9 protein-coding genes are annotated in these 12,250 nt (G+C 39.8%); 7 read left to right on the forward strand and 2 right to left on the reverse strand.

The window, feature by feature from the left end; genetic code table 11:
• Nucleotides 1–141 precede the first annotated feature (141 nt).
• Nucleotides 142–2,706 carry an alpha-glucan family phosphorylase gene (glgP, locus tag FJR37_RS23600; RefSeq protein ID WP_168467272.1) on the reverse strand — a complete coding sequence of 855 codons (2,565 nt, stop codon included), beginning with the start codon at nt 2,704–2,706 and terminating at the stop codon, nt 142–144.
• A gap of 688 nt (nt 2,707–3,394) precedes the next feature.
• Here glgP and FJR37_RS27500 point away from each other — a divergent pair.
• The 5 genes from FJR37_RS27500 to FJR37_RS23625 all read left to right on the forward strand — a co-directional run bounded on the left by FJR37_RS27500 (nt 3,395) and on the right by FJR37_RS23625 (nt 9,182).
• Nucleotides 3,395–3,523, forward strand: coding sequence for a hypothetical protein (locus FJR37_RS27500; RefSeq protein ID WP_256366897.1), 129 nt, complete (start codon nt 3,395–3,397; stop codon nt 3,521–3,523).
• Between the two features lie 708 nt (nt 3,524–4,231).
• Entirely contained in the window at nt 4,232–4,921 is a 690-nt protein-coding gene (locus FJR37_RS27560; protein WP_168467273.1) for a DapH/DapD/GlmU-related protein, read from the forward strand.
• A gap of 178 nt (nt 4,922–5,099) precedes the next feature.
• Entirely contained in the window at nt 5,100–5,216 is a 117-nt protein-coding gene (locus tag FJR37_RS23610; RefSeq protein WP_035082549.1) for a photosystem II reaction center protein I, read from the forward strand.
• A 248-nt stretch (nt 5,217–5,464) separates the two neighbouring features.
• A complete protein-coding gene (locus FJR37_RS23615; protein WP_168467274.1) occupies nt 5,465–7,816 on the forward strand; it encodes a DUF3769 domain-containing protein in 2,352 nt (783 codons plus the stop codon).
• 628 nt (nt 7,817–8,444) lie between these two features.
• Nucleotides 8,445–9,182: a Uma2 family endonuclease gene (locus FJR37_RS23625; RefSeq protein ID WP_168467275.1), complete on the forward strand. Its 738-nt coding sequence runs from the start codon at nt 8,445–8,447 to the stop codon at nt 9,180–9,182.
• Between the two features lie 83 nt (nt 9,183–9,265).
• Here FJR37_RS23625 and FJR37_RS23630 read toward each other — a convergent pair whose 3' ends face one another.
• A complete protein-coding gene (locus tag FJR37_RS23630) occupies nt 9,266–10,798 on the reverse strand; it encodes a SagB/ThcOx family dehydrogenase (RefSeq protein WP_053540759.1) in 1,533 nt (510 codons plus the stop codon).
• 307 nt (nt 10,799–11,105) lie between these two features.
• Between FJR37_RS23630 and FJR37_RS23635 the strand changes: the two genes are divergently transcribed.
• Nucleotides 11,106–11,942 (forward strand): alpha/beta fold hydrolase, encoded by an 837-nt coding sequence (locus tag FJR37_RS23635; protein ID WP_039205208.1) that lies wholly within the window; start codon nt 11,106–11,108, stop codon nt 11,940–11,942.
• A gap of 137 nt (nt 11,943–12,079) precedes the next feature.
• The coding region (locus FJR37_RS27240; protein ID WP_371416162.1) for a 4-Cys prefix domain-containing protein at nt 12,080–12,250 on the forward strand (171 nt) is incomplete at its 3' end.

The following is a 12,250-nucleotide window of genomic DNA, read 5'->3' on the forward strand; positions in this document are numbered from 1 at the left end:
CCTTTATAAGGGGAGGGTTAGGGAGGGGTAAAATATTTGATACAGCAATCATGACTTTTCAAACACCCCCCTAAACGGTGAAATCTATATTTTTAACAATTTTTGTAGAGACGTTTTATGGAACATCTCTACATTATTTACTTATTCCGCCCAGGCGATTAATCTGGGTTCATAAGGGCTAGAGAGGTATTGATTTCGAGGTAAGACACGCAAAGATAAACCTTGCAAACCAGAAGTTGTGTAGGTGATATTTGCGGTATAAAGACTGGAATTTTCCGCATCTTGTCCTTGATAATCCATGATCACAGGTACAGCATTGACAATATCACCGTTGGCATCAATAGAACCTTGATATAGTTCTACTTGCACATCATCATTTTTCAAAGTTGCTAAATCTACCTTAGCTTTGACGGCTACAGTTTGATTAACTTCAATATCTGATGCTGCGGATACGTCAACATCTTTGATTTTGATGTTAAACCAGTGTTCACCTAATTTTGCTTTCCAGGCGGCTAATTCCTTGGCTGGGGCATAATTATCAACGGTGAGGGTATGATAGCGATCGCTCGCCGGGAAATAAGCTCTCATTGCATATTCTCGCACCATCCGGGCTGTATTAAAGAAAGGACAATTCAACCGAATCGCATCCTTCATTTTTGCTACCCAAGGACGAGGCAAACCATCACCATCACGATGATCATAGAATAGGGGAATAACTTCCTTTTCTAACAACTCATAGAGGGCGTTAGCTTCTATTTCATCTTGGTAATTAGGATCATCATAGTTTTCACCATGTCCTATTGCCCAACCTGTGCGAACATAGTCCGCTTCATCCCACCAACCATCAAGAACACTGAGATTTGGTAAACCATTCATAGCAGCTTTCATGCCACTTGTTCCTGAAGCTTCACGGGGACGACGGGGAGTATTTAACCAGATATCACAACCTGCTACCATTAAGCGGGCGATGTGAATATCGTAGTTAGGGACAAATACCACCTGTTTTTCTAAATGGTGTTCGCGGATAAAGTGGTTAATATCCCGAATTAATTCTTTACCAGGGATGTCTTTAGGATGTGCTTTCCCAGCAATCACAAACTGCACCTTGCGGTGTTTGTTAGCGAGTAAAATCCTTTTAATTCTTTCCAAATCACGCATCCATAGAGTAGCGCGTTTGTAGGTAGCAAAACGACGGGCAAAGCCAATGGTAAAAACGTTAGGATCAAGCACCTCTTGTGCCTGAACAATATCAGAAGCAGAAGCACCGCGATCGCGCAAATGTTTGACTAAATGTTCTCGAACATACAACACCATATCCAAACGGCAGCGCTCGTGATTCCGCCATAACTCCTCATCGGGAATTGCATCCATGCGTTCCCACAATTGGCTATCAGGTGGTGCTGATGACCAGTTTGGACCAAGATAGCGATCGTATAGCTCTTGCGTGGATTTACTTACACAACTGCGGGCATGGACACCGTTAGTAATAGCAGCAATTGGTACTTCTTCCACAGGAACTTTCTGCCACAAACCTTGGAACATCTGCCGGGAAACAACACCATGCAATTGTGCCACACCATTAGAGAATGTCGCCATCTTCAGTGCTAAAACTGCCATACTGAAAGGTGCAGACAAATCACCAGTATTTTCTCGTCCCAAGCCTAAAAACTGCTCTTTCGGTAAACCAAAGATATCTGCATAGTAACCCAAATAATGCAACATCTTATCAGGAGCAAACAAGTCAATTCCCGCGGGAACTGGAGTGTGGGTAGTGAAGATATTACTAGAAGACACCACCTGTCTAGCTTCTCTGTAACTCAGTCCTTTTTCCTGAATCAGAATGCGAATGCGTTCTAAAGCCGAGAAAGCCGCATGACCTTCATTCATGTGGTAAGCAGTGACTTCATACCCCAAGGCTTTGAGCATTTGCACCCCACCTATCCCCAGCATAATTTCCTGATGGATACGCATATCTATATCACCACCATACAACTGATCGGTGATATCGTGGTCATAAGCCTTATTCGGCTCAATATTAGTATCAAGCATATACAGCGGTACAGTTCCTACCTGAACACGCCACACCCGTGCATATACCTTACGTCCAGGATAATCTACCGCAATCCGTAATTCTGTACCATCGGGGTTGCGTTCCAAATGCAAGGGCATATTATAGAAATCATTGATGAGGTAGCGTTCCTGCTGCCAACCATCAGCATTAAGATACTGGGCAAAGTAGCCTTGTTGATATAATAAGCCCACACCCACCAAAGGTAATCCCAAATCACTCGCAGATTTCAGGTGATCTCCTGCGAGTACACCCAAACCACCTGAATAGATAGGTAAGCAATCTACTAACCCAAATTCAGCGGAAAAATAGGCGTAACATTCCTTCTGGTGCTGATTTCTTTGTTTTTTATACCAAGTGTATTCCTGCAAATAATCTTCTAACTGCCGCGCTGCTCGGTCTACTTGCGCTAAAAAGCCTTCATCTTCAACAACTTCTAATAGTCGGCTTTGACTAATAGTTCCCAGCATTAATACTGGATTATGGTGGGTAGATTCCCATAAATCAGGATCTAAACGACGAAACAGGTCTTTGCTCTCCACATTCCAATCAAAATGGAGATTATAGGCTAGTTTCCGCAGGGGTTCTAGTCTGGATGGTAGTGAAGGAGATACATTAAAAGTACGAATTGGCTGCATAGTTTAGAAAAACTTTAAGTTCAGCTATGGATATTGTTTACTGTTTTTACCTAATATTGCCAACTCTTTATACCGTATTTGTCAACGTTTGATGACTTTGTTAAGAATTGGCAACTATTTAATTTCTAGAGATAAACATGAAACTAAAAGGTGTCCTGAGTCTACGGGGTTTCCTGATTTATGGCTAAAGTTTTAGTAAAATTTAATTATCTGCTGTGTATATAGGCAAAATAGCGAGTTCATAAAGCACTGCTACCAGTAGATCATAGGACTTACGCAAGTGTCACACTAAAAATTTGTTGTAGTTGTTAGGTGCGTCAGACCGTATAAATCCTGTAAATAAACAGATTATTGATATCTGACGCACCCTACCAATGTGCCAGTTGCGTAAGTCATGATTTTATCTATTGAGTAACAGTAAACCAAAGATTACCAACTTCTTTCACAAGTCAGGGATCTAAATATATTACAGCAAATTGCAGATTAATGAAGTACACGCTCTAAATTCAAAGCCGAACAGTAAGCCATTTTTACTGCTGAATTCTGCTGTATTTATTACCTTAATCTTTTTTGATAAAACTTTTTCACCCAATCAAAAATATGTTATGCTTAATAGCAATTGTTCCCAAACAACAATTCTGTAATTGAAAATGTAATTTAGTTAGCCTATAAATCATTTGTGTGCAACATGATTAGAGCCAGATACTCTACAAGTTATTTACAAGAAAGCCGCCACAGCAGTCGCGGTAGTGCCTTCTTGTTTGCACCAATGGTGAATTTTAACATCATGGCAGATGTGGGAGACACTCCACCATAGTAGTTTTTATTTAAAAATAATCATCCCAATTGAATAAAAATCAAATTGTGACACAAAAGAAGTGATTCTAGCACTATTAATACCTACGGAAATTCATTGTTGTGAAAACACAAATATTTAAAGCCATTTGTGAAAAAATATGGCAAAAATCCGCTGGTAATTGATCTGCATGAATATTTCTGTATTCGTAGTTGCATTACCAACTGTCTCAACTTTCCCGATACAGTAAAAGTTGATATGTTTACCAAATTAATCTCATCAGTAGTTTGACAAAATTAACTTCAATCAGGTTATCAGAGAACAAAAAACAGGGTGTGTCATTAATTCTGTCCAATTACTTGCCCAGAGATTAACTGAGACTAACTACTGCTATGCACTGATATTAGCTAGTGAATTTATGCAACCCAGAAAAAGGTGATTAACGTTGCTGATTAATTCAATACAGGTGCATATAAAAATGAGGCTAAACTTAGATGAAATAACTTATTTAGACATCATTGCAAAACTGTTTAAATCGAGAGTTTTTCAGTAATTGAGTACACAATTGACAACTGTAGGCAAACTTATGTATTGCCATAATTGGGAATTTTGCAGATATTTGGGGATTTTTAGGGATAAATTTGCTTGCTTCTAGTATCGAGGAAAATCAAAAATGATTTTCCTGAATTCCTTCTTGCCTAAAAATAATTGATTCACGAGAGATGTATCATGATTGACCAAAAATATTCTGCAAAAATTCAAAGATTTCAAGAACTATTAATAACTACTTTATTGGGAGATTTACCAACAATTGCAATGGGACCACAGCTAAGAAGATTGGTATATCAAAATATTTTTGGCAGTATGGGTAATGAAGTTTTTATTCAACATGGAGTAGAAATAACTGGAAGTTCATGTATTGAAATTGGCAACGGAGTGAATATCTTCAAGGGTGTGCGTTTAGATGCCAAAGGACATCAAAACAATAGAATGTATATTAGTAATCAAGTCACAATTGAGCGAAATGTAGATATCGGATGTATGGATAATACTTCTATATATATTGATGAAAATACTTATATAGCTCCTGGTGTGTGTATTGCTGGTCAGGGAGATATCCGCATTGGTAAAAACTGCCTGATAGCATCTCATTGTGGAATCTATGCTAATAATCATGTTTTTACAGACTTGTTACTACCTATAAAACAGCAAGGTGTGACTCGTGACGGAATTACTATTGAAGATGACTGTTGGCTAGGACATGGTGTGACTGTATTAGATGGAGTTACCATTGGTGAAGGTAGCATTATTGGTGCAGGTGCAGTAGTCAATAAAGATATTCCCCCTTATTCCATTGCGGTAGGTGTACCAGCAAAAGTTATCAAACATCGTGTTGCCAATATAATAGGTAATAGGTAATAGGTAATAGGTAATAGATATTTCCCCTACCTCCCCACTTCCCCTAACTCCCCTACTTCCCCTACCTCCCCCACTTCCCTTACTTCCCCTACCCCTTTTCCCTATTCCTTCGCAAAAGGAACAAGATATGGGTAAGATAAATTAATTACTATTTGGCAAACCCCTGGGAGTTAGTTCTATGTTGAGTTTAAAAATCGCTGTTTATATTGTCGTCGGTTTGTTTGTTAGCATTTTCATATTCGGGTTTTTGTCTAATGACCCAGCCCGTAACCCTGGTCGTCGGGATGCAGAATAAATAGCCAATAAATTAGCGCTAGTGGCTGGAAGGTAGAAACAGGCTAAGATGTGATTTAACCTTCCGGCTAAGTAATTGGACAAAAATATTTACAGTCATTGCAAGCGAAGGGAAGCAATCACAACCCTTGCGATTGCTTCATTTCACTTCGTTATATATGGCTAACGCCACGCTGCGCTAACGCAATGACATTGTGTAATTAATTCTGTCTCACTACTTATTTTTTGCTTTTTGGTCAGATTGAAAATATGTTTCATCCAGTATTACCGCCTCAGCTACCTCCAAGTCTTGAATCTTTAAAACCTGTTGATAATGCTGCTTTTGCTCCTATTGTCAAGGTGAAAACTGATGAGCGAAAACTGATAATTGTTGGTAAAAATCAGGATAACAAATATCAATCAAATACCAGTATAGTCCAGGCAAATGTTGTTGAGAAGTCTTTTTCTCTGTTATCTCCACCGGAAAATTTAGCACCCAAGTCTTTACCTAGCTATCCTGAACAATCGGCAGTTTTAGCGGAAACATCTATCCCCCCAACTCAGCCTAGTAATGTGAATTTACAGGAATCGGGGGGGAAATTCCGGTTGTCTGTTGGTGATAAAAAACCTGCTGCACCAATCCAAAATATTATTGAATTCAAGCTTCGCAATCCCGAAAATCAAGAGTCTACACCTACGACTGTAGAATTTCCGCCGTCACCCCAACCGCCGACAGTAGAGAAGATTCCTGTGGGGAAAGGCAGAGTTGTGGAAGTAATTGCCGATCGCCAGGAGTATGATGAGCAAAGGCGAGTTGTCACTGCTGATGGTAATGTTGTTGTCAGGTTTGATGGGGCAGTGATTGATGCCGATACCCTACAAATTAATTTGGATAATTTGATTGCAGTGGGGGAAGGTAATGTGGTTTTAACTAGAGGTAATCAGGTACTCCAAGGACAACGGTTTACCTATAATTTTATTCAAGATAATGGGGATTTAGAAAACGGTAAAGGTGAACTTTATATCCCCACAGCAGGTACAGATTTTGCTTTTTCACCGACTCTACCTACAGATATTACAGCAGGGGGTGTATCTAGCCAGCCGTTAAGTAATCGCATTCGCGCTAATCAGCCGCTGACGAGTGTGAACAGTTCAGGGGGTATACAATTTGGCGCTAGTGGTCAATCAGACGCGCGAAATGTCCCTGCACCTAAGTCTGGGGGTACGGTGAAACGATTCAGGTTTGAAGCTCAACGGATTGAATTTTATCCGCGAGGTTTTCAAGCGCAAGATGTGAGAATTACTAATGATCCTTTTTCACCACCGGAATTAGAATTAAGAGCGGAGCAGGTAAATGTGACGCGGGAAGCGCCTTTGATAGATAAAATTACTACCCAGCGTCAAAGGTTGGTTTTTGATCAAAACGCTGTTATCCCTCTGCCTGTTAATAGTCGGACAATAGATCGTCGTCCACGTAAAGTCAATCCGACTATTGTTGCTCCTGGTTTTGATACGGGTAAACGAGATGGTTTGTATCTAGAACGGGATTTTGAAGTAATTAATGCTAATCAAAAACGCTGGACGATTACGCCCCAGTTTTATCTGCAAAGGGCTTTTAAGGATAGTGAGAATGTGGCTAGTTTATTTGGTGTGAAGACTAGGCTAAATGCTGTTTTTAGTCCGAAAACTATTTTGGAAGGTGCGGGGGAGTTAACTAGTTTTGATTTCAATCAGTTAGAAAATAACTTGCGCGGAAGTTTGCGGTTACGCCAAAATTTGGGTAATGTTAATCCTTATATATTGAGTTTAGAATCTATTTACCGCGATCGCCTATATAATGGTAGTCTTGGCTATCAAACTGTCCAAAGTAGTCTCGGTGGCATCATCAGTTCTCCTATTATTCCTTTAGGCAAAACCGGTATTAATCTTAGTTATCAAGGCGGCGCTCAATATATAGATGCAAATACTGACCGTCAAGATTTACTCTCACCAGGACGAAAAAACGATCGCATTTCTCTGGGTCGTTTACAAGGAACTGTGGCCTTGAGTGGTGGTATCAATTTGTGGCAAGGGCAACCATTGGCAGCTACAGCTAGTGAGGGATTAAAATATACCCCTACTCCTATCGTACCGTATTTGCAGGCGATCGCAGGTGTCACAGGAACTACTAGCTATTATAGTAGCAGTGATAACCAAACTACCTTAACTGGGACTGTTGGCTTAGTAGGACAGATTGGTAACTTCTCTCGACCTTACTTAGATTATACCGCCTTTAATCTCACCTACTCCCAAGGAACTAATAGCGGTTTATCACCCTTTCTTTTTGATCGTTCAGTGGATAACAGAGTCCTGAATGCAGGACTTTATCAGCAAATCTATGGACCACTTAAGTTAGGTTTGCAAACATCCATTAATCTAGATACAGGTAAAAGCACCAGCACTGATTACATAGTCGAATACAGCCGCCGCACCTACGGTATTACTCTGCGTTATAATCCGGTGCTAGAATTAGGCGGTTTTAGTATTCGCATTAGTGACTTTAATTGGACAGGTGGCACAGATCCATTTTCCAGTGGAGAAATTAAACCTGTTGTTGGTGGCGTAATCCGTCAAGATAATTAAAAATCCGTAGGGGCAACCCCCGTATTTGCCCAGCAATTCTCATTTTGAAAAAATAAGGTTAGAATTGCGGATTATATGCATTACGCAGGGAAAAAGGTCTGAATCACGGATTAGACGGATTGCGCTGATTTCACGGATTTTAGTACCTTTTATCGGACAAAAATATTTACAGTCATTGCGAGGGACGAGAAGCAATCAAGTTCACGAAGTGTGGCGTATCCCTGCGAACTGCTTGCAGCAGCGCTTCGCTATCGCCGGAGGCATCAGCCATAACCCAACATTATCAAGGATTTTGTTAGGTTGAGCGATAGCGAAACCCAACCCACAGGGTAATGATCGGAAAAAAACTTCTGTTCTTCCCTCCCCCCCCCCTAACTCCCCCCCTAACTCCCCCTACCTCCCCCACCTCCCCCACCTCCCCTACCTCCCCCACCTCCCCCACCTCCCCTACCCCCTACCTCCCCCACCCCCTGCTTGCCTTCACCCATCATTTTTGGGTTGACAGACTACTGGCAATTTCATCAAATCCAGTTTCTGGTGGCGTGTTGAGAATTTGATATTGATTAAGTAATGGTTGAAGATTGGTATACAATAGTTTATACACTCAGCAAAAAAATGAAAGTATATAATGGTTAGCGGCGACTCTACGGCTAAAAATGGTTTTCCAGACCATACCCAACTACTTGAGTCTGACAGTACGCCTGTGTTAGCGAAGCGTACCGTAGGTCAAAATTGGCAAGAACATTTTCAAGGTATTTTACTAACAGAATCTATCAAACCCATACTACAAAAATACCACCCAGATGGTCAATATTGTATTGGACAGGATTTAGGTATCTATTGGAAAATGACTTACACTCCAGAATGTGGTGCAGAATTTCCAAAATGGTTTTATGTGCCGAACGTGCCACCTATTATCAATGGTGAAATACGACATTCTTATGTACTTTGGCAGGAATTTATTGCTCCATTAATTGTTTTGGAATTTGTTTCTGGAAATGGTGATAAAGAACGAGATAAAACTCGCTGGAAAGGTAAATTTTGGATTTATGAACAGGTGATTCATCCGGCTTTTTATTGTATTTATGAAGTGAACAAAGCCAGTATAGAAGTTTATCATTTCATTGAAGGACAATATCAATTATTAGCAGCCAATGAACGTGGACATTATCCGATTGCCGTTTTGGGAATTGAGTTAGGGATTTGGCAGGGTAAATATCAAAATTTGGAATTACCTTGGCTACGGTTCTGGGATTCACAGGGTAATTTGTTGTTAAGTGGTGAGGAAAGGGCGGAATTAGAACGTCAGAAAAATGATCGTCTAATTGCCCAATTAAAGTCCCTTGGTATTGAACCGGAAGTTTAATGATGATGTTGTGATTATGGTGGATATTGTAAGCAGGGGAATAATTTCTTTCTTCTTTCTCCTGACTCCTGACTCCTTTGCTTCTACCTGGGTTTTCCTAGTGTCGTAATGTAGATCACTGCTTCATCCATAGGGATACCTAAGACATTATTTACTTGGTCATCAAAAAAACCAGCGATGCCACTGACACCTAAGTTAAGACGAATGGCTGCTAAATTAAGCCTTTGTCCTAAAATACCTGCATCTAAGTGTAAATAACGGTAAACACGATCTCCATATTGAGCAATCGCATTTTTTAAATCAGCAGTATGAAATAATACTGCACCTGCATCTCTGCCTAATTCCTGTCCTAAACATAAGAAATGTAATTCTCGACGGAAATTTTTAAACCGAATTTGCCGTAATTCTTGGGCTTTAGGTGCGTAATAATAACAGCCTGGATCTAATCCTTGCACTCCAGAAACAGCTACAAATGTTTCTATTAAATTCAAATCAAAATAATCAGGGTGAGGATCTAAATTTTGGTCAATATAATTTTGGGGTTGATAAGTAAAATCAAGTAAAGCTTTCAATTCATCAAAACTTAAATCATCACCAGTATAAGCACGAGTTGAACGGCGTTTATAGATAGTATTCGATAAATCTGCTAAATCTTCTCCCCAATAAATTGGTGTAGTTCGAGTCGAAAATTTTTCACAAAAAGGGAAGTTATACTTATCTTCCAAAGACTTTTCTAGTTCCACATTTGGTAAATTTAACTTACTACTGTTATTCACTGGAATTTGAGTATTTATGTGAAAATATTTCAGCAATTCACCATCAGGAATAGATGGATAATTAGTGGCAGTTGTCGAAGGTAAAGCAGTCCGTCCTAGTGGTAAATTTTGGCGCACATCTAACAAATCTGCCAAAGCTAAAACAGCAGTTGTTCCTTCTTGTTCATGATCAATATAAAGTAATTCATTAACAGCCTCATCAGCAAAACCGCCAATTAAATGAGAGCGATAGTCAGCAATATTACAAGCTAACTGAATATTACTTAAAAGATGCCCCGTGTCCAGAAAAATCCGCCGATAAGCCCTGTCTTCATAACGCCAAGCCGAACGATAAAAAACCGCAGTTGTAATTATAGCTAATTGGGTACTTTCCAGGGAAGGATGCCAAAAACAAGCAGATTGTAAACTTTGCCAAACATCACTTTCCCAAAAGTGCATTAACGAATGAGTTCGACATTGATAATTATAAAGTCCCGGCGGTAATAATGGTGTCCCGCGAGAAACTAAATATACTTCAGCCGGATATAAGCCCCCCGCACTAGGCGCAGAACGTAAGTATACTGTATTACCCAAGGAAGGCATTTTTGCAGTGAGTCCATAACTGTGAAATAATAGTTGAGAAAGCCGCCACCACCATTTGGTATCTTGTTGATTGGCAACAGTTGCCGCTGTTTCTTGCAGATAAGGTTTAAGGTCAATGTCAGAGCCAATTTTATACTCTTTGAACGGTACTGGCTGTTTATTCCAGTCTAAATTACGACTTTTAGAAGCCAGGGTTTCAGGGTGGTACTTAGTCCGGTCGTGATAGTGTTGGGCAATGGATTGTTCTATTTCTGGCATAGTAATTTTAATATCCCATAGCAGGGAACAGGGAACAGGGAACAGGGAACAGGGAACAGGGAACAGGGAACAGGGAACAGGGAACAGAAAAGTTGAAAGTCTTTTGCTGTATGGCTTTGTAGATAACTTTTGTATCTTATTCAAGTGCATACCACTGTAGTGTATTCCTATTCTTGATTTTGACATTTATTAGTTCCATTAATTCGTGCTAATCAGTACAATCATCAAAATTAAAAATTAATCCCAAAAAAGTTATTTTTCTGGTAAAATTCCCTCTTCCCCTGTCCTGGAAAAGATTGACAAAATCATGCCTGTACGTCAAACTCTATCAACATCTGATATTCAACTTTCTTATTTAGAATGGAGTCAAGGTCAAGAACCATTACTGTTATTACATGGTATGGCTGATCATGCCTTGGTTTGGTCTAGTTTGGGAGATTATTTAGCAGCAAATTACCATATAGTTGCGCCAGATATGCGTGGTCATGGTGAGAGTAGTAAGCCAGAACAAGATTATAGCTTTGCCAGTGCGATCGCTGATTTGGAAGCATTAATGGATAAACTAGGATGGTCTGCGGCTCATATCGTCAGCCACTCCTGGACAGGGAAATTAGCCGCTATTTGGGCTAGAGAGAACCCAAGCAGATTAAAAAGTATCACCTTAGTAGATCCCATTTTTATCTGGAAAATGCCCAGTTTCCTAAAAATCACATTTCCCCTGTTGTATCGTGTTTTACCCTTTCTGAAAAGCATGGGACCTTTTGCCAGTTACGACGAAGCTGAACAAAAAATTAAACAACTCAGTCAATATCAAAATTGGAGTTCTTTGCAACAGCAAGTTTTTCAAGCCGCAATTGAACAAAAACCCAACGGGACTTGGGGTAGCAAATTTACCATAGCCGCCCGTGACGGGATTTTTGACGCAGTTATGGAAGTACCAGGTTTTATTCACCCAATTGACACACCTGCCCTCTTTATACAACCAGAAAAAGGTGTAAACCGCCAAAATTGGCAAATTCAACCCTACAAAACCAATCTCAAAAACTTAAATCTGTGTCAAGTACCGGGAAATCATTGGCCATTTCTAAGCAACCCCACAGAATTTAATCAAACAGTCGCCACTTTTTTAGCATCACAAACATAAGATAATTTCAAATTAGTAATTGGTAATTGGTAATTGGTAGAAAGCAAAATTAAAGATACATATTTACCTCTTACCCCTATTCCCTATTCCCTATTCCCTATTCCCTATTCCCTGTTCCCTGTTCCCTGTTCCCTATTATGAGCCTTTGCATTAATCCAGTTTGTTCTCAACCTAATCATCCAGATAATGACGAAAACCGTTTTTGTCAAAGTTGTGGTTCTCAATTGGAATTGATAGGACGTTATCGAGTATTACGTTTATTAAGTGATAAAACTGGATTTGGCAAAATTTACGAAGCCTATCAACAA

The organism is Aphanizomenon sp. UHCC 0183 (genome assembly GCF_009712065.1).
Taxonomy (GTDB): Bacteria; Cyanobacteriota; Cyanobacteriia; order Cyanobacteriales; family Nostocaceae; genus Dolichospermum; species Dolichospermum heterosporum.

What these genes read in the sequence shown, in the direction of transcription:
- FJR37_RS23625 (WP_168467275.1), top strand. Translation starts at nt 8,445, where the DNA reads ATGGTTAGCGGCGACTCTACGGCTAAAAATGGTTTTCCAGACCATACC.
- FJR37_RS23615 (WP_168467274.1), top strand. Translation starts at nt 5,465, where the DNA reads ATGTTTCATCCAGTATTACCGCCTCAGCTACCTCCAAGTCTTGAATCT.
- FJR37_RS27500 (WP_256366897.1), top strand. Translation starts at nt 3,395, where the DNA reads ATGATTAGAGCCAGATACTCTACAAGTTATTTACAAGAAAGCCGCCAC.
- glgP (WP_168467272.1), bottom strand. Translation starts at nt 2,706, where the DNA reads ATGCAGCCAATTCGTACTTTTAATGTATCTCCTTCACTACCATCCAGA.
- FJR37_RS23630 (WP_053540759.1), bottom strand. Translation starts at nt 10,798, where the DNA reads ATGCCAGAAATAGAACAATCCATTGCCCAACACTATCACGACCGGACT.
- FJR37_RS23635 (WP_039205208.1), top strand. Translation starts at nt 11,106, where the DNA reads ATGCCTGTACGTCAAACTCTATCAACATCTGATATTCAACTTTCTTAT.
- FJR37_RS23610 (WP_035082549.1), top strand. Translation starts at nt 5,100, where the DNA reads ATGTTGAGTTTAAAAATCGCTGTTTATATTGTCGTCGGTTTGTTTGTT.
- FJR37_RS27560 (WP_168467273.1), top strand. Translation starts at nt 4,232, where the DNA reads ATGATTGACCAAAAATATTCTGCAAAAATTCAAAGATTTCAAGAACTA.